This is a genomic window from Chromobacterium vaccinii, assembly GCF_000971335.1.
Taxonomy (GTDB): Bacteria; Pseudomonadota; Gammaproteobacteria; order Burkholderiales; family Chromobacteriaceae; genus Chromobacterium; species Chromobacterium vaccinii.
The window spans coordinates 36,928-54,110 of the sequence record NZ_JZJL01000003.1 but is presented as its reverse complement, the minus strand read 5'-3'; the positions used below and the strand labels follow the sequence as shown (position 1 = coordinate 54,110).

Sequence of the window (17,183 nt, the reverse complement as noted above, 5' to 3'; positions counted from 1 at the left end):
GCAAACGCCGAGAAGGGCAAAGCTAAGGGGAACGCGGTTCAGGCGGTGGCGGAGAAACCGCTGCTGGACAGGCCCAGTCCCTGGCCCACCAGCAGCGCGTTCAGCGTGTAGGGCGCGCCGATCGAATACACCAGCGCGTACATTGCGAGGCCGCTGATCTGCTGGGCGGACAGCATGCTGTTGCCGGACGGGTAACTGAGCAGGTTCTGCAAGTTGAACGGAAAGGTATTGGGCGTTTGCGGGGTGTGGATCACCAGTTGCCGGTTGCGTTGCTGGGCTTGCAGCGCGCGGGTTTCATTGACCAGCGAGCCGCTGCCCTGCGAGGTGTAGCTGTTGGCGAGCGCGTTCAGAGATTGCGCCGCCGTGTACAGCAGGTTGGCGGCGCCGCTGGAGTCGCTGTTGTACGCCGCCTGCAGCGAATTGACGTTGAGGTTCAGCGTGCCGCCCAGTCCGTATTGCGCCGGGCTCTGGTAGCTGAGGCCGACCTGGCTCAGCATGGTAAGCAGCGAGCTGCCGTTGCTGTAGCTGTTCTGTACCTGCTGATTCAGCATCCGCGGCAGCATGGCGGCGATCGGATCGTTGCTCGGCAGCACCTGGTTGCCCAGCAGGCTGTTGATGGAGCCCTGGGCGGTATTGAAGGCGCTGGCCAGCGACTGGGCGTTGGTATTGAGCTGGCCGAAGTCGACGTTGACCGAGATGTTGCTGCTGCCGGTCGCCAGCAGGTTGGCCGAAACGCCGCTGCCCAGCTGAATGCCGAAATTGCTGCCGTTGGAGCCGGATGCCCCGTTGATGGTGTAGCTGGCGTTCAGCGCGGCCTGGGTCTGGGTCAGGTTTTGGCCGCTGCCCACGGCCAGGGTCTGGTCGAAGGCCAGCCGCGACAGGCCGCTCTGGTCGGTGTTGTTGCCGTCGTTGTCGCTGACCGTGATCTTGAAATTGTTGCTGGCGCCGGTGCTGGCCTGGCTGATCTGCAATTGATAGGCGCCGGACGCGTTCTGCACCACGTTGGCCACCACCCCGGCGTTGGCGCCGTTGATCGAGCTGGCGATGCTGGACAGGGTGCCGTTGCTGATGCTGATGGTCACCGGCGTGTCGTTGGCGGTGAAGCTGGTGGCCGAGGTCGAGCTGGTGTAGGCATAGCTGCCGGTGGCGATGGTCAGGCTGCCGCTGCCCACCACGGTGGTGCCGCTGTCGGACAGCGAGAAGCTTGTGGTCGCGCTGTGCGCTTGAGCCAGTTGGGAAACATTGAGCAGGTAGCTGGCGTTCTGCGCGCCGGTGGAGGTGCTGACGCTGGCCACGGCGGGATTGCTGCTGCTGGCGGTGCCGCCGCCGAATTGTATCGACGGCGCGTAAATCTGCTGCAGACTGCTTTGGAAAGTGCCGAGAATCGACATCAGCTGGCCCAGCGTGGACAACTCGATCTGGATCGGATCGGTTGCGCTGCTGCTGGCGCTGCTCTGGCTGGCGGCGCTGGACGAACCCAGCAGTAGCCCGCTCGACAACAAACTGCTCAAGTTTGGCAGCAGGCTGTCGAAAGACGAGAAAGAGGAGTTGTATCCGGACAGGGAGTTCATTGCCAACACTCACAAGCCACATCTTGTTCAAGTGTAGATCAAATCGATCAAGTCATTGCTTATTCAGTATTTTTGTCGATTTTGGCCGTGTGTCCGCATGTGGGGTTTGGCGTAAGCGAGACACAAAAAAACGGCATGGCGCGAGGCGGCATGCCGTATGCGGGGGAGGGCGCTTACTTGGCCATCGCGTCCTTCACGCATTTCTTGGCGAAGCTCTGCTTGGCGGCGCCGGCCAGTTTCTTTTCCGCAGCCTTGGCGTCACAGCTGGTCTGGGCGGCGACGGTGTCTTTTTCGCATTTTTTCAGGAAGCTTTGCTTGGCGGCGCCGGCCAGTTTCTTTTCGGCGGCCTTGGCGTCGCAGGCGGCGTCGGCCAGCGCCAGATTGGCGCTGAACAGGGCGAGTACGGCGATCAGCACGGATTTGCGCATGATGGTTGGTCTCCATTGAAGGCCCGCGGCGCGGGCGGATGTCATTCCGATTGTTTTTGTCTGGCGTTCAGCCAATAAACGGCGCTCAACGCCGCCAGTGAAAACAGCAGCAACATCAGCGCCAGCTGGTGGGCCGCGCCATAGTTGGCCTGCTCCACTTGATTGTACAGCGCGATCGATATCACGCGCGTTTCGCCGTCGATGTTGCCGCCTATCATCAGCACCACGCCGAATTCGCCGACCGTATGCGCGAAACCCAGGCAGGCCGCGCTCAACAGGCCGCTGCGGCAGGATGGCAGGATCACGTGGCGCATCCGCTGCCAGCGCCCCGCTCCCAGCAGCAGGGCGCTTTCCAGCTCTTCCTGCCGCACCGCGCGGAAACTGGCCAGCAAGGGCTGCAGCACGAAGGGCAGCGAGTACAGGATGGAGGCGAGCACCACGCCGGGAAAGGTGAAGGCGAGGCCGGACAGGCCCAGCGAGGAGGTTAGCTTCCCGACCGGCCCGTGCGGTCCGAAAGCCAGCAGCAGGTAGAAGCCCAGCACCGTCGGCGGCAGCACCAGCGGCAGCATGGCGCCGGCCTCCATGAATGGGCGCAGCCGGGAGCGGCTATGCGCCAGCCACCAGGCGCAGGGAATGCACAGGGCCAGCAGCAGCAGGGTGCTGATGCCGGCCAGGCGCAATGTCAGCGCGATCGCGCTCCAGTCCTGGGGACTCACGGCTTGAAGCGATAGCCGGCCTGGGCCATCAGCGCGCGCGCCTGCTCGCCTTTGAGGAAGGCCATCAGCGCGGTCGCGGCCGGGGTGGGCTTGATCAGCAGCGCGTCCTGGCGGATCGGCTGATGCAGTTTTTCAGGCACCAGCCAGTAGCGGCTGTGTATGCCTTGCTCCAGCAATTGGGAATAGGCGACGAAGGCGAAGTCGGCGCCGCCGACATCGGCGAACTGCATGGTCTGGCCGATATTGTCGCCGGTCAGCAGCCTGGATTTCACCGCCGCTTCCAGCTTCAGCGCGGCCAGCGTTTCCATCGCGGCGCGGCCGTAGGGCGCGGTGGCCGGGTTGGCGACGGCAAGCTTGGCGAAATTGCCCTGGCGCAGCGCCGCTTCGCCGGCGTCGTCGCGCTGCTTGCTCCACAGCGCCAGTTGGCCGTAAGCATAGGTGAACTGGCTGGAGGCCTGGCCTACGCCGGCCTTGGCCAACTCGGTCGGGCGTTCGTCGTCGGCGGACAGGAACACCTCGAACGGCGCGCCCTGGCGGATTTGCGCGGCCAGCTTGCCGGACGCGCCGGCGCTGGCCTTGACGTCGTGTCCGGTGGCGGCCTTGAAGGATTTGGCGATCTTGTCCAGGGTCTGCTGGAAATTGCTGGCGACGGCGACATTGACGGTGTCGGCTAGGGCGAGGGGGGAGAGGATCAGGCACAGCAGGGCAAGGCGCAGGCGCGGCATGGCGGACTCCGGGGACTGGATCATCCGCCCATTATGCTGCCAAAGGCCGGCGGCTAGCCAGCCGCCCGGCCGGCGATCTTGAACTGGAGCAACTGTTGCCAGTCACAGCCTAGCAGGTCCTGCCAGCCTTCGCCGCGGACGCCGGCGGGGTGGGAGGCCGCGCTTTGCAGATTGACCACTCCACCGAGCAGATGGCCGTCGCGCGAGTCCTCGAACTGCGCGACGCTGGCTACCTGCTCCAGGTAAGGCGCGATGCCGCGGACCAGCGGCGACTGGCCGTCTATCGGCCGGCCGGGGGTCGGACCGGCATCGATTCCGGGGACCACCAGCCGCAGCCTGACGATGCCGGGCGCCGGCTCCGCCACCTGGGGAATGGCCGGCATCCAGGCGCGCAACAGCGTTTGCAAGCGAAGGTTGAGGCTGTGTCCAAGCGCGGTGGCCACCAGTTGCCAGCGCCCGTCGCGGCGGGTGTCGAGCAGCCACAGCGGCTCCAGCAGCAGGCCGTGGTAGGGAGTGAGCAGCCGGGGGGACTCGGCGTAGACGAACTGGCGGTTGTGCCTGCCCTGGCAGAAGCCGGGGCGGATGGTTTGCGGGTCGCTGTCGCCGCCGCGGGCCACCCGGCACAGTTCGTTCCAGGCGACCAGCGCGCATCCGAGATTGAAGAAGGGTTTCATCGTTTGTTCTACCCTGGCCGTATCTTGTTGAATAAAGTGAAGGAGCGCCCGGCGCGAGACCGGTTGTCTAGGCTGAAAAATAGGCAAAAACCGGCAAATGACCATTGATTTGGCGCAAACTACCGGGCTTGTGGCCAGTGCAAGCTGTCATGTCGGACAGCCTCGCTTGCTGGTATGATTCCGCCTTCGTCGCCGTGGCGGCCGTCACATCTGGATTTGCGAAGCGTTTAAATGAAGAAAATTTCCCGCGTTCTGTTGTTGCTGCTGCTGTGCGCGGCGGGGTGGCTGGCCTGGGCGCTGCTGCTGCCGGTCGAGATGCCGGCGGGCGGCTACAAGCTGCTGGTCGGCCCCAACCGCACGATGAAGCAGATCGCCCATTCGCTGGCGAAGGACGGCGCGATACGCGACGGCCAGCTGATGGTCGCGCTGGCCAGGATCACCGGCTCGGACCGCAAGGTGAAGGCTGGCCTGTACCGTCTGGACGGTAGCCAGTCGATGCTGGACGTGCTCGATCGGTTGGTGCAGGGGCATCCGGACGAGGCCAGCCTGACCATGATCGAGGGCTGGACCTTTCGCCAGGTGCGCCAGGCGGTGGAGCGAAATCCGGACATCCGCCACGACGCGCGGAAGCTGAGTGATGTGGATCTGGTGGCGCGCATCGGTCTGGGAGACGCCAGCCCCGAGGGCCTGTTCTTCCCCAGCACCTATCTGTTCACGCCGGGCACGTCCGATCTGGACTTGTACCGCCAGGCCTACGCCACGATGCGGCAGCAGCTTGACGCCGCTTGGGCGGCGCGCAAGCCCGGCTTGCCCTACGCCTCGCCGTACGAGCTGTTGACCATGGCCAGCCTGATCGAGAAGGAAACCTCCAGCGAGGCGGATCGGTCTATGGTGGCGGCGGTGTTCGTCAATCGCTTGAAGAAGGGCATGCGGCTGCAGACCGATCCCTCGGTGATCTACGGCATGGGCGCCAGCTACCAAGGCAATATCGGCAAGGCCGACCTGCGGCGCGATACGCCTTACAATACCTATACCCGCGCCGGCCTGACGCCGACGCCGATCTCGATGCCGGGCAAGGCCGCGCTGTACGCGGCGGCCCAGCCGGCCGAAACCGACGCGCTGTACTTCGTCGCCCGCGGCGACGGCAGTTCCGAGTTTTCCAGCACCCTGGAGGAGCACAACCAGGCGGTGCGCAAATATATCCTGAAGAAAGGCCAGCAATGAGCACGCAGCAGGTCCGACGCGGCCGTTTCATCACGCTGGAAGGCATAGACGGCGCGGGCAAGAGCACCCACCTCTCCTTCATCCGCGACTGGCTGTCCGGACGCGATGTCGACGCCGCGTTCACCCGCGAGCCCGGCGGCACCCCGCTGTCGGAAAAGATACGCGACCTGCTGCTGGATCCCGGCACGGTGGCTTCGCTGGACGCCGAGGCGCTGCTGGCCTTCGCCGCGCGCCAGCAGCACATCGCCGAAGTGATAGAGCCGGCGCTGGCCGCCGGCCGCTGGCTGGTGTCCGACCGCTTCACCGACTCCACCTACGCCTTCCAGGGCGGCGGCCGCGGCGTGCCGTTCGAACGCATCCGCGCGCTGGAAGACTGGGTGCAGCGCGGCCTGCAGCCGGACCTGACCTTGCTGTTCGACCTGCCTACAGAAGTGGCCGCCGGGCGCATGGCCGGCACCCGGGTACTGGACCGTTTCGAGCAAGAGGCCGCCGATTTCCACCGCCGCGTGCGAGCGGCCTACCTGCGCCGGGCCGAGGAAGCGCCGCAGCGCATCGTGGTGCTGGACGCCGGCCGCGGCATCGCCGACATCCAGGCCGACATCGCCGTCCATCTGCAGCGCCTGCTGGAGCGCGGCTGATGCTGTATCCGTGGCAGAGCGATGACTGGGCGCGGCTGTCCGCCGAACGCGAGCGGATGCCGGGCGCCTGGCTGTTCACCGGCGGCGCCGGCATCGGCAAGCTGGCCTTCGCCGAACACCTGTCGCTGTCGCTGCTGTGCGAGAGCCCCGCGGCCCACCATCAGCCCTGCGGCCAATGCCAGGGCTGCCGCTGGTTCGCCAGCGGCACCCATCCGGACTTCCGCCGCCTGTCGCCGTTCGCCGACGAGGAGGAGGAGGGCAAGGAAGCCAAGACCACGCGCAAGCTGCCGCAGATCAAGATCGAAGCGGTGCGCGAGGTGATCGATTTCGCCCATCTGACCGCGCACCGCGCCGGCCGCCGCGTGATCCTGGTGGAGCCGGCCGAGAACCTGAACCTGGCCGCCGCCAACGCCTTGCTGAAGATACTGGAGGAGCCGCCGGAGGCCGTGCTGTTCCTGCTGGTGTCGCACGCGCCGCAGCGCTTGCTGCCCACCATCCGCAGCCGCTGCCGCCAGTTCGCGCTGACCCGTCCGTCGGAGCCGGCCGCGCTGGCCTGGTTGAAGGAGCAGGGCGTCGCCGATGCCGAGGCTGAGCTGGCGCACAACGGCGGCGCGCCGTTGTTCGACCACGATCCCGATCTCGCCGCCTTGCGCGCCCAGTTCGTCCGCGGCCTGGGCCAGCCCAGTTTCGCCGGCATGCTGCAACTGGCGGAGTTGATCGACAAGAACAAGCAGCTGTCTTTGGCGCAGCCGCTGGCCTGGCTGCAGAAATGGCTGCACGATCTGGCCGCGCTGTGCCTGGCCGGCCGGGTCCGCTATTATCCAGATCAGGAGAGGGCGCTCGCCGCGCTGGCGCCGCGCTGCGACGTCGTTCTGCTGATGGCTTGCCAGCAGGCGTTGACCGCGCTGGCGCCGTTCTCCCAGCATACCTTGAACATCCGCCTGCAACTGGAGGCGGTGTTGATGGATTACCTGAAGATCTTCGCCGGCGGCAGGGCCGGCTAAGCAAAAGGGGCCTGAATGGATGCCGCCAAGCCGGATCTGAACAATCCCAATCGCCCCGGCGTGCTGTCGCTGCATATCAAGGAGCGCAGCGCGCTGTTCGCCGCCTACATGCCTTTTCTGCGCAACGGCGGCATTTTCATTCCCACCAACAAGGAAATGCAGCTGGGCGAAGAGGTGTTCCTGCTGCTGACGCTGATGGAGGATCCCCAGCGCATCGCGGTGCAGGCCAAGGTGGTGTGGATCACGCCGGGGGGCGCCAACAACAGCCGCGTGCAGGGTGTCGGCGTGGAGTTCGTTTCCGGCGAGGCCGGCAAGCAGGCCAAGGACAAGATAGAGACGCTGCTGGGCGGGGTGCTCAACTCCAGCCGCCCCACCCATACCATGTGAGGTCCGGGTAGAGGACGTGATATCCTGTGGACCGGATTCACGTTTTTCTGCCCACCGACCATGTTGATCGACTCCCACTGCCACATCAATTTTCCCGACCTCGCCGAGCGCATGCCCGATGTGCTGGCCAATATGCGCCAGAACCAGGTGACGCACGCGCTGGTGATCGGCGTCAGCCGCCCCAAGTACCCGCAAGTGCTGGCTCTGGCCGAGGAGCATCCCAATCTGTACGCCACCGTGGGCGTGCATCCGGATGACCCGGAGGCAGAGGAATACAGCGAGGACGAACTGGTCGAGCTGGCCGCGCACCCGCGCGTGGTCGGCATCGGCGAGACCGGCCTCGACTACCACTGGTGCAAGGGCGAGCTGGACTGGCAGCATGAGCGTTTCCGCACCCATATCCGCGCCGCCCGGCGCGTCGGCCTGCCGCTGGTGATTCATACCCGCGAATCGGCAGCCGACACCATCCGCATCATGCGGGAAGAGCATGCCGAGCAATGCGGCGGCGTGATGCATTGCTTCACCGAAACCTGGGAAGTGGCCGAGGCCGCGCTGGCGCTGGGCTTCTACATCTCCTTCTCCGGCGTGGTCACCTTCAAGAACGCCAAGCAGGTGCAGGAAGTGGCGCAGAAGGTGCCGCTGGAGCGGATGCTGATCGAAACCGACTCGCCTTATCTAGCGCCGGTGCCGTTCCGCGGCAAGACCAACGAGCCGGCCTATGTGCGCCACGTGGCGGAGTTCATCGCCCAGCTGCGCGGCATCCCGTTCGAGGAGGTGGCGCAGGCCACCACGGAAAACTTCTTCCGCCTGTTCGCCAAGGCGGCGGGCTGAGACGGAGAGGGATATGCGGCTGCCCGCATTGGGTTTGATCGGATGGTTGATCGCGCTGCCGGCGCTGGCCAATTGCGTCAGCCTGGGCGGACGCAGCTACTGCGCGCCGCCGGGCGGCCAGGCGGTGCTGCACCAGGGCCAGCCCTACTGCGGCGCCGGCGCCTGCGTGTCCGACGAATTCGGCAATCTGTTCTGCTCGCCGTATCCCGGCGGCGGCGTGGTCCGCGCCCGGGGCGGCTTTTTCGCCGGGCCCGGCCTGTGCTTGCTGGGGCCGGACGGCGCGCCGAACTGCGCGGCGCAGCCGGGCGGCAGCTGCGCGATCGGCCCGGGCGGCCAGCCGGTTTGCGAAGGCGGCTCCGTCGCCGTGCCCGCGGCACGGGCGCAGCTGTGCCAGTGATCAAGCAAGGAGAGTCGTGAATACGCTAGAAGTCACCATCCTGGGCTGCGGCTCCAGCTCCGGCACGCCGGCGATAGGCTGCGGCTGTCCAACCTGCCGCTCGGACGATGTCCGCAACCAGCGCACCCGCGCCAGCGCCTACGTGCGGGTGGGAGAGCTGGGCTTCCTGATCGATACCGGGCCGGATCTGCGCCAGCAGGCGCTGCGCGAGGGCGTGAGCCGGCTGGACGCGGTGCTGTACACCCATCCGCACGCCGACCACCTGAACGGCATCGACGACCTGCGCGCCTTCTGTTACCTGAACAAGGGACCGATCTCGCTGTACGGCAACGACTTCACCATTTCCAACATCCGCGAGCGCTTCGGCTACGCGCTGCAGCCGCCGTCCAAAATGTGGGACAAGCCGGTGCTGTTGCCGGAAGTGGTCAGCGGCCCGTTCCGGCACCAGGGCGTGGAGTTGACGCCCATTCCCTTGCTGCACGGCAGCTGGCCCTGTCTGGGCTGGCGCATCGGCGACGTGGCCTGGCTGACCGATCTGTCCCATATTCCCGACAGCAGCCAGCCTTTGCTGGAAGGGCTGGAGCTGTTGTTCCTCGATTGCCTGAACCAGGATCCCTATCCATCCCACCTGTGCGTAGACCAGGCTTTCGAATGGGCGGGACGCATCGCCGCGCGCCGCACGGTGCTGATCCACATGACCCACAAGCTGGAATACCTCGATCTCAGCGAGCGCTGCCCGCCCGGCGTGGAGGTCGGTTTCGATGGCTGGCGCGCCGAAGTGGCCATGGAATGATGGTTGTCATGTTAAGAAACATGATCTTTTTCAATGGCTTGTGATGTTTACTTCTTGAGCGGGATCTTTTGGTCCAGCACCGCCACCGCGGTGATCGCGTTGTCCGGACTGCCGTCCACCAGCTTGTCCGAGTAGGTGAGGTAGGTCAGCACATTGCGCTTGGGGTCGACGATGCGCACCACGCGCACGTGCTTGAACACGAAGGATGCGCCCTCCTTGAATACCTGTTCTTGCGGCGGGATCGGCTTGTTGAAGCGGATCGCGCCCACCTGGCGGCAGGCGACGGAGAAGCGGGACGGATCCTTGGCCAATCCCATCGCGCCCTTGTAGCCGCCGGTCTTGGCGCGCGACACGTAGCAGGCGACGCCTTGCACCGAGGGATCGTCAAAGGCTTCCACCACCACCTTGTCGTTGGGGCTGAGCAGCTTGAAGGTGGTGGACACTTCGCCCACCTCTTCGGCCAGGGCCGGCAGGGACAGGCAGGCGAGCAGCAGCAGGGCGGCTTGTTTCATCGGTTTTCTCCGGCGTGGGACGGCCGCCTGGAGCGGCCGGACAGGGTCACAGGACGGGACGATTGTAGGCAAAGCCGCCCGCCGCCTCAATCTCCGGCGGCCCGGCCGCGGAAAGCGGCCATCTCGTCGGCGACGAAGTACTCTATCATGGTGCGATAGACCGCCGCGGTCAGCGCCGGATCGGCGCCCAATTCGCCGGCCAGCCGCTCCACGCGGCGCATCACCTGGTCCACCCGCTTGCCGCCTTCCACTTCTTCCCGGCTGTGCTTGAACGCGGCCGCCTGGCGCACGTAGATGCCGCGCTCGGCGATCAGCGCCACCAGCGAGCGGTCGACGCGGTCTATCTGTTCCCTGACTTCAGCCAGGTCTTGGCATTGAAAAACGCTGTCCATTCATGGTCTCCTTGAAAGCGCGGAATCGTCTCCTGCGCATGAGCGGCTGGCGAAGCCCTGAAGCGCGCCAGCCCGCGGCGCGTCAGTAGTAGTTAAGTCCCATCGCAGCCTTCACTTCGGCCAGCGTGCGGGCGGCCACGTCGCGGGCGCGGCGGGTGCCGGTCTTCAGCATTTCCAGCACGGCTGCGGGATCCTGGGCGTAGCGCTCGCGGCGCTCGCGGATCGGCGCCAGCATCTCCTGCAGGCAGTCTTCCAGGTGTTTCTTGATCACGGTGTCGCCCAGGCCGCCGCTGCGGTAGTGCTCCTTCAGGCCCCGCACCAGTTCCTGGTCTGGGTGGAAGGCATCCAGATAGGTGAACACCACATTGCCTTCCACCTGGCCGGGGTCGGCCACCCGCAGGTGGTTCGGGTCGGTGTACATCATCTTCACGGCCTGGCGGATGTCATCCGGCGTGGCGGACAAGGTGATGGTGTTGCCCAGCGATTTGGACATTTTGGCCTTGCCGTCTATGCCGGGCAGGCGGGAGCCCACCTCCGGCACCACGGCCCGGGTTTCCACCAGCACCGGCCGCTCGACGCTGGCGTTGAAGCGGCGGACGATCTCGTTGGTTTGCTCGATCATCGGGATCTGGTCGTCGCCGACCGGCACGATGGTGGCCTTGAAAGCGGTGATGTCGGCGGCCTGGGCGGCTGGATAGGTGAGGAAGCCGGCCGGGATGTCGCGCTCGTAGCCGCGCTGCTTGATCTCGTCCTTGATGGTCGGGTTGCGCTCCAGCCGCGCCACCGTCACCAGATTCAGATAGTAGGACGCCAGCTCGGTCAGTTCCGGCACCAGGCTCTGGATGAAGATGGTGCTCTTGGCCGGATCAATGCCGACGGCCAGGTAGTCCAGCGCCACCTGCAGCACATTGTCGCGCACCTTCAGGTAGTTGCCCATATTGTCGGTCAGCGCCTGGGCGTCGGCCAGCAGCAGGAACTGCACGCAGCGGTTCTGCAGGATCACGCGGTTGCGCAGCGAACCGACATAATGGCCCAGATGCAGCTGGCCGGTGGTCCGGTCGCCGGTGAGGATGATGTCTTGCGAGCTGATAGTGTCCAGATTCATGTCGATCTCCATCGGGTTGGAGAGGAGGCCGACAAGGTGGACTGGGAAGGACCGCCAAAAAACTAAACCCGGTGCGCCTTGTCGGCAGCCTCCGGGTTTTATTGCATATGCGTTCGCCGGCGCCGCCTAGGAGAGGCGCCACCACCAAAATCGGATTGCGAATGCGGGTGCGATTTTCATTCTTTCATCAAAACACGGCGCCGCGCGCCGCGTCAAGCCCCTTGCGCTTCAGTGGCGCGAGCCGAGGTCGCGGTCGGCGGCCGGGCCTGCCAGCAGGCGGGTCAGCTCGTCGCAGGCGACGATTTTGCCGTCGCGCAGCGTAATGTGGGCCTGCACCTGGAAGCGGGCGGCGCTGCCGTCTTTCTTGGCGACATGCACCTGATGGTGGGTCAGCACGCAGTCGTGATCTTGGGCTACGGCCAGGAAATGCACCGCCATTTTTTCCACAACTTCACGTTGCATGCGCAGATGGCGCTTGAAGCCGGCGAGGTCCAGTTCGCGGCCGTCGACGCGCTGGCGGTAGCCGGGCGCCATGTAGCGGGCGATGCTGTCGTCGTCGATGCGGCCGGCTTCGATCAGCTCGGCGAACATGCCGCGGACGATGGCGAGGTTGTCGGGGGCTCGGAGGGAAGAGCTCATGGTGCAGTCTCCTGAGGTGGCGCGCCGCGCCGATGGTGGATGACGACACTGTAGGAGCTTTACGGTTTGATGCGTTAGCGGCAAAGTATCAATTATTGTCTCAATCGGATCAATCATGGATACCGTTAATCTGCCGTTTCGCTGTCTGGCGGTGCAAGGGGTGTCGCGCGGCGGGGTCGCCAGCCATGCCCATGAGGTCGGCCAGCTGATTTATCTGCGCCGCGGCGCGATGCTGTGCCAGAGCGAAACCATGCGCTGGCTGATGGCGGCGGGGCAGGTAGGCTGGATTCCCGCCGGCATGGCGCACAGCGCCGAACCGCTGGCGGAGCTGGCTGGCGTGACGGCCTATGCCGACAGCGCCGCCTACCCGGATCTCCCTGCCGAGGCGAGAGTGGTGCCGGCCGGCGGCATGATGGGCATGCTGCTGGAGAGGCAGCTGAGCTACGAGGCGGAGCCGTGGCGCGGCCGCCGGCAACGGCTGGCCGGGGTGATCGTCGACGAGCTGCTGCAACTGGCGCCCTTGCCGCAGCAACTGCCTTTGCCGGCCGAGCGCCGCTTGCGCGCGCTGTGTCGGCGAGTGCTGGCGGATTTGGGGCGAGGATGGCTGCTGGACGAGCTGGCGGCGGCGCATGGGTTTTCCCGCGCCAGCCTGACGCGGGCGTTCGCCAGGGAAACCGGGGTGTCGTTCGGCAATTGGCTGGGACAAGCCAGGCTGCTGGAGGCGGTGCGCCTGCTCAGCGGCGGCGCGGCGGTGGGGGAGACCGCGTTACAGGTAGGCTATCAGTCCCTGAGCGCGTTTGGCGCGGCGTTCCGTCGTCATTTGGGTATGGCGCCGGGCGAATTCCAGCGTGCTCAGGCCCGCGCTTGAGTCCAACGGGGCGGAGCGGGATCGCGCCGGACTGGGCGCGGTCTGCTGGCTGTTCAGCAGCCGGCGGAACAGCATTTCCGCCAGTTCGCGTTGGGCCGGCGTTTGTCCCTGGCTGGCGGCGGCGATGCCGTCGACCCGTTGCGGGGAGGGCTGCCGCAGCGCCGCGATGGGCGGCAGATGGGGATCGGGCAGATTCATGACGCTCTCTTTGGGTAATATTCACATTATTTGAGAGCGAATAGTTGCTATTGTTCTTCGGTTTGCAGGAAATTTACAAATAAACAATGGCATAGCGCAAATCCTAGCCTTGCCATGATGGCATGGTTGGCCATGCCGGGAGCGAAACAGGAATGGGAAGAGAGAAAACGGGCGGGCTGGTGTATTCCACCGAGCATGGCCGGATGTGCCCGGAATGCCGGCAGCCCGAGACGCAATGTCGCTGCAAGGCGCCGGCCGCGCCTGCCGGGGACGGCGTGGTCCGGGTGTCCAGGGAAACCAAGGGCCGCGGCGGCAAGGCGGTCACGGTGGTGAAGGGGCTGCAACTGGCGGCCGACGAACTGACCAAGGTGGGGAAGCAGCTGCGCGCGCGTTGCGGCAGCGGCGGCACGGTGAAAGACTGGACGTTGGAAATCCAGGGCGACCACGTCGAGATCGTGGTCGCGGAGCTGGCCAGGCTGGGCTTCAAGGCCAAGCGGGCGGGCGGCTAGGCGCCGCCCGCGCCGGATCAGAATTTCCGGCCCAGCGCCGCCTTGTGCATGATGGTGGACGCGATCTCCTCGATCGACTTGTGCGTGGTGCTGATGAAGGGCACGCCGTGATGGCGGAACATCGATTCCGCCTCATTCACCTCGCGCCGGCAGTTGTCCATGCTGGCGTACTTGGAGTCCGGCCGGCGCTCCGAGCGGATGTGGTGCAGCCGGTTGGGATCGATGGTGAGGCCGAACATCTTGTCCTTGAACGGCAGCAGGATTTTGGGCAGGGTCGGGCTGCCCAGGTCTTCCGGCGTCAGCGGATAGTTGGCGGCGCGGATGCCGTATTGCAGCGCCAGGTAGAGGCAGGTCGGGGTCTTGCCGGAGCGGGACACGCCAACCAGAATCACATCGGCTTCGTCCAGATCCTTCAGCTTGACGCCGTCGTCGTGGTTCAGCGAGAAGTTCACCGCTTCGATCCGGTGGTCGTATTTCTCCTCGTTGACCATGCCGTGGGCCTTGCCCACCGTCAACGTCGCCTTCTGGCCGAGCTCGCCCTCCAGGTGGCCGATGAAGGTTTCGAAGAAGTCGATCAGCACCACGTTGTTGAGCCGCAGCGCTTCGCGCACTTCGGGATTGACGATGCTGGTGAAGACCATCGGGCGCAGATGGTCGCGCTCGGCCACCTCGCTGATGCGCTCGGCCAGCGCCCGCGCCTTTTCCACGGTGTCGACGAAGGGCACGGTTTCGCGGTGGAAATCCAGCGCGTCGAATTGGGTCAGCAGCGTGTGGCCCAGGGATTCGGCGGTGATGCCGGTGCGGTCTGAGATGAAGAAGGCTGAACGGTGGTGCGACATGGATGACCTTGCGGATGGTGGATTTGCCTGCTGCAAAGTGTATACCGGCGCGGGCGGCGGCGATATGGCGAGGGCCGGTTCGTTTTCTTCATGTAATCATAAAATTACATGACGTTTGCTTATTCAGGACTGTCATCCTCAAAACAACTGTTTGATTGTATTGATTTTGTCGATGGGCCTGTCGCAAAAAGTCTTGTGCAGCGCAAAAGATGCTACGCAATTCGCACGTAATTCGGCTAGAATGCGGCCCATCGTCCCAATCCCAACACAGGAAGTGAAGTGATGGCAGACAACTACGTCATCTGGTTCGAGAAGCTGCGTATGACCGACGTGGAAGAGGTCGGCGGCAAGAACGCCTCCCTCGGCGAAATGATCAGTCAGCTGGCGGGTTCCGGCGTTCGTGTTCCCGGCGGCTTTGCCACCACCGCCCAGGCGTACCGGGATTTCCTGCAGCACAATGGCCTGGCCGACAAGATCAGCGCCGCGCTGGCCAAACTCGATATCGACGACGTCAGCGAACTGGCCCGGGTGGGCAAGGAAATCCGCCAGTGGATCATCGACACCCCGTTCCCGGCCAAACTGGATGCAGACATCAAGGAAGCCTGGGACAAGATGGTGGCCGACGCCGGCGGCGCCGACATCTCCGTAGCGGTCCGCTCTTCCGCCACCGCCGAGGACCTTCCCGATGCCTCGTTCGCAGGTCAGCAAGAAACCTTCCTGAATATCCGCGGCCTTGACAATGTCAAGGATGCGATGAAGCACGTTTTCGCCTCCCTCTACAACGACCGCGCCATCTCCTACCGCGTGCACAAGGGCTTCGCCCACGACGTGGTGGCCTTGTCCGCCGGCGTGCAGCGCATGGTGCGTTCCGACATGGGCGCGGCTGGCGTGATGTTCACCATCGACACCGAATCCGGTTTTGAAGACGTGGTGTTCATCACCGCTTCCTATGGCCTGGGCGAGACCGTGGTGCAGGGCGCCGTGAACCCGGACGAGTTCTACGTGCACAAGCCGACGCTGAAAGCCGGCCGTCCGGCGGTGCTGCGCAAGACCATGGGCTCCAAGCTGATCAAGATGGAGTTCACCGACGCCTCGCAAGCCGGTCGTTCGGTCAAAACCGTGGATGTGGAGCCGGCGCTGCGCAAAGAATTCTCGATCAACGACGCAGAAGTGGCCGAACTGGCCGAGTACGCGCTGATCATCGAAAAGCATTACGGCCGTCCGATGGACATCGAGTGGGGCCGCGACGGCGTGGACGGCAAGCTGTACATCCTGCAGGCGCGTCCGGAAACCGTTAAGTCGCAGGAAGACCGCAAGGACACCCTGCGCCGCTACCGCCTGAACAGCAAGTCCGAAATCCTGTGCGAAGGCCGCGCCATCGGCCAGAAGATCGGCCAAGGCACCGTGCGCACCATCCGCGACGCGTCCGAGATGGATCAGGTCAAGCCGGGCGACGTGCTGGTGACCGACATGACCGACCCGGATTGGGAACCGGTGATGAAGCGCGCAGCCGCCATCGTCACCAACCGCGGCGGCCGCACCTGCCACGCGGCGATCATCGCGCGCGAATTGGGCATTCCGGCCGTGGTCGGCTGCGGCGACGCCACCCGCGTGTTGAAGGCAGGCATGCAGGTGACCGTGTCTTGCGCCGAGGGCGACACCGGCAACATTTACGACGGACTGCTGGACGTGGAAATCATCGATCTGGAACTGGACAAGATGCCCAAGGCGCCGGTCAAGATCATGATGAACGTCGGCAACCCGGAACTGGCGTTCGATTTCGCCCAACTGCCGAACGAAGGCGTGGGCCTGGCGCGGATGGAGTTCGTCATCAACCGCCAGATCGGCATCCACCCGAAGGCGCTGCTGGAATTCGACAAGCTGAGCCCGGAGCTGAAGGAAACCATTTCCGACCGCATCTCCGGCTACGCCAGCCCGGTTGACTTCTACGTCGACAAGATCGCCGAAGGCGTGTCCACGCTGGCTGCGGCGTTCTACCCGAAGAAGGTCATCGTGCGCATGTCGGACTTCAAGTCCAACGAGTACGCCAACCTGATCGGCGGCCAGCTGTACGAACCGCACGAAGAAAACCCGATGATCGGCTTCCGCGGCGCCGCCCGCTACGTGGCCGAATCGTTCCGCGACTGTTTCGAGCTGGAATGCCGCGCCATCAAGAAGGTGCGCGACGTGATGGGCCTGACCAACGTGGAAGTGATGATCCCCTTCGTCCGCACGCTGGCCGAAGCCGAGAAGGTGGTCGAGATCCTGGCCGAAAACGGCCTGAAGCGCGGCGAAAACGGCCTGCGCCTGATCATGATGTGCGAACTGCCGACCAACGCGGTGCTGGCCGAGAAGTTCCTGCAGCATTTCGACGGCTTCTCGATCGGCTCCAACGACATGACCCAGCTGACGCTGGGCGTGGACCGCGACTCCGGCGGCCCGATCGCCTCCACCTTCGACGAGCGCAACGAGGCGGTGAAGGCGATGCTGCACATGTCCATCCAGGCTTGCCGCAAGCTGGGCAAGTATGTGGGCATCTGCGGCCAGGGCCCGTCCGACCATCCGGATTTCGCCAAGTGGCTGGTGGAAGAAGGCATCGAGACCGTGTCGCTGAACCCGGACACCGTGGTGGAAACCTGGCTGTACCTGGCCAAGGAACTGAACAGCTGAGGCTGACGGCAATCCATCGGTGAATGAGAAACCGCCCGAAAACGGGCGGTTTTTCTTTGCCTG

General features: G+C 64.9%; 20 protein-coding genes. 10 read left to right on the top strand and 10 right to left on the bottom strand.

Annotated features, from left to right (window positions below; genetic code table 11):
• Window positions 1-38: 38 nt before the first annotated feature.
• From fliD to VL52_RS02180, 5 genes are all read right to left on the bottom strand, one after another.
• Entirely contained in the window at window positions 39-1,571 is a 1,533-nt protein-coding gene (gene fliD, locus VL52_RS02200) for a flagellar filament capping protein FliD (protein ID WP_046155520.1), read from the bottom strand.
• Between the two features lie 173 nt (window positions 1,572-1,744).
• On the bottom strand, window positions 1,745-1,999 hold the full coding sequence (locus VL52_RS02195; protein ID WP_046155519.1) for a hypothetical protein: 255 nt from the start codon (window positions 1,997-1,999) through the stop codon (window positions 1,745-1,747).
• 41 nt (window positions 2,000-2,040) lie between these two features.
• Window positions 2,041-2,715: a molybdate ABC transporter permease subunit gene (gene modB / locus VL52_RS02190; RefSeq protein WP_046155518.1), complete on the bottom strand. Its 675-nt coding sequence runs from the start codon at window positions 2,713-2,715 to the stop codon at window positions 2,041-2,043.
• On the bottom strand, window positions 2,712-3,440 hold the full coding sequence (gene modA, locus VL52_RS02185) for a molybdate ABC transporter substrate-binding protein (protein WP_046155605.1): 729 nt from the start codon (window positions 3,438-3,440) through the stop codon (window positions 2,712-2,714). Before modA ends, modB begins: the two co-directional genes overlap by 4 nt.
• Window positions 3,441-3,493: 53 nt before the next feature.
• A complete protein-coding gene (locus VL52_RS02180; protein WP_046155517.1) occupies window positions 3,494-4,114 on the bottom strand; it encodes a DUF3313 domain-containing protein in 621 nt (206 codons plus the stop codon).
• Window positions 4,115-4,345: 231 nt separating this feature from the next.
• Between VL52_RS02180 and mltG the strand changes: the two genes are divergently transcribed.
• From mltG to VL52_RS02145, 7 genes are read left to right on the top strand one after another with little or no spacing between them, the layout of a single operon-like run.
• A complete protein-coding gene (mltG, locus tag VL52_RS02175; protein ID WP_046155516.1) occupies window positions 4,346-5,338 on the top strand; it encodes an endolytic transglycosylase MltG in 993 nt (330 codons plus the stop codon).
• Window positions 5,335-5,976: a dTMP kinase gene (gene tmk, locus VL52_RS02170; RefSeq protein WP_046155515.1), complete on the top strand. Its 642-nt coding sequence runs from the start codon at window positions 5,335-5,337 to the stop codon at window positions 5,974-5,976. Before mltG ends, tmk begins: the two co-directional genes overlap by 4 nt.
• Window positions 5,976-6,980 carry a DNA polymerase III subunit delta' gene (locus VL52_RS02165; RefSeq protein WP_046155514.1) on the top strand — a complete coding sequence of 335 codons (1,005 nt, stop codon included), beginning with the start codon at window positions 5,976-5,978 and terminating at the stop codon, window positions 6,978-6,980. The genes tmk and VL52_RS02165 overlap by 1 nt, the downstream gene beginning before the upstream one ends.
• Window positions 6,981-6,995: 15 nt before the next feature.
• Window positions 6,996-7,367, top strand: coding sequence for a PilZ domain-containing protein (locus tag VL52_RS02160; RefSeq protein WP_021478797.1), 372 nt, complete (start codon window positions 6,996-6,998; stop codon window positions 7,365-7,367).
• A 60-nt stretch (window positions 7,368-7,427) separates the two neighbouring features.
• Entirely contained in the window at window positions 7,428-8,198 is a 771-nt protein-coding gene (locus tag VL52_RS02155; RefSeq protein ID WP_046155513.1) for a TatD family hydrolase, read from the top strand.
• A gap of 13 nt (window positions 8,199-8,211) precedes the next feature.
• Window positions 8,212-8,595, top strand: coding sequence for a hypothetical protein (locus VL52_RS02150; RefSeq protein WP_046155512.1), 384 nt, complete (start codon window positions 8,212-8,214; stop codon window positions 8,593-8,595).
• A gap of 16 nt (window positions 8,596-8,611) precedes the next feature.
• A complete protein-coding gene (locus VL52_RS02145; RefSeq protein ID WP_046155511.1) occupies window positions 8,612-9,388 on the top strand; it encodes an MBL fold metallo-hydrolase in 777 nt (258 codons plus the stop codon).
• A 47-nt stretch (window positions 9,389-9,435) separates the two neighbouring features.
• Here VL52_RS02145 and VL52_RS02140 read toward each other — a convergent pair whose 3' ends face one another.
• The 4 genes from VL52_RS02140 to VL52_RS02125 all read right to left on the bottom strand — a co-directional run bounded on the left by VL52_RS02140 (window position 9,436) and on the right by VL52_RS02125 (window position 12,036).
• Entirely contained in the window at window positions 9,436-9,900 is a 465-nt protein-coding gene (locus VL52_RS02140; RefSeq protein WP_046155510.1) for a CreA family protein, read from the bottom strand.
• Window positions 9,901-9,986: 86 nt separating this feature from the next.
• Window positions 9,987-10,292, bottom strand: coding sequence for a chorismate mutase (locus tag VL52_RS02135; protein ID WP_046155509.1), 306 nt, complete (start codon window positions 10,290-10,292; stop codon window positions 9,987-9,989).
• An 82-nt stretch (window positions 10,293-10,374) separates the two neighbouring features.
• Window positions 10,375-11,397, bottom strand: coding sequence for a tryptophan--tRNA ligase (gene trpS, locus VL52_RS02130; protein ID WP_046155508.1), 1,023 nt, complete (start codon window positions 11,395-11,397; stop codon window positions 10,375-10,377).
• 228 nt (window positions 11,398-11,625) lie between these two features.
• Window positions 11,626-12,036, bottom strand: a complete 411-nt coding sequence (locus tag VL52_RS02125; RefSeq protein ID WP_052717294.1) for a nuclear transport factor 2 family protein — start codon at window positions 12,034-12,036, stop codon at window positions 11,626-11,628.
• Window positions 12,037-12,151: 115 nt separating this feature from the next.
• Between VL52_RS02125 and VL52_RS02120 the strand changes: the two genes are divergently transcribed.
• Together VL52_RS02120 and VL52_RS02115 are read left to right on the top strand one after the other, a co-directional pair.
• Window positions 12,152-12,904: an AraC family transcriptional regulator gene (locus VL52_RS02120; protein ID WP_052729058.1), complete on the top strand. Its 753-nt coding sequence runs from the start codon at window positions 12,152-12,154 to the stop codon at window positions 12,902-12,904.
• Window positions 12,905-13,254: 350 nt separating this feature from the next.
• Entirely contained in the window at window positions 13,255-13,611 is a 357-nt protein-coding gene (locus tag VL52_RS02115; protein WP_046155507.1) for a translation initiation factor Sui1, read from the top strand.
• A gap of 17 nt (window positions 13,612-13,628) precedes the next feature.
• On the opposite strand, the gene ppsR is transcribed toward VL52_RS02115, so the two are convergent.
• A complete protein-coding gene (gene ppsR, locus VL52_RS02110; RefSeq protein WP_046155506.1) occupies window positions 13,629-14,450 on the bottom strand; it encodes a posphoenolpyruvate synthetase regulatory kinase/phosphorylase PpsR in 822 nt (273 codons plus the stop codon).
• 282 nt (window positions 14,451-14,732) lie between these two features.
• Here ppsR and ppsA point away from each other — a divergent pair, with 282 nt between their 5' ends.
• Complete coding sequence (ppsA, locus tag VL52_RS02105) at window positions 14,733-17,120, top strand: phosphoenolpyruvate synthase (RefSeq protein ID WP_046155505.1); 2,388 nt, start codon at window positions 14,733-14,735, stop codon at window positions 17,118-17,120.
• Window positions 17,121-17,183 lie beyond the last annotated feature (63 nt).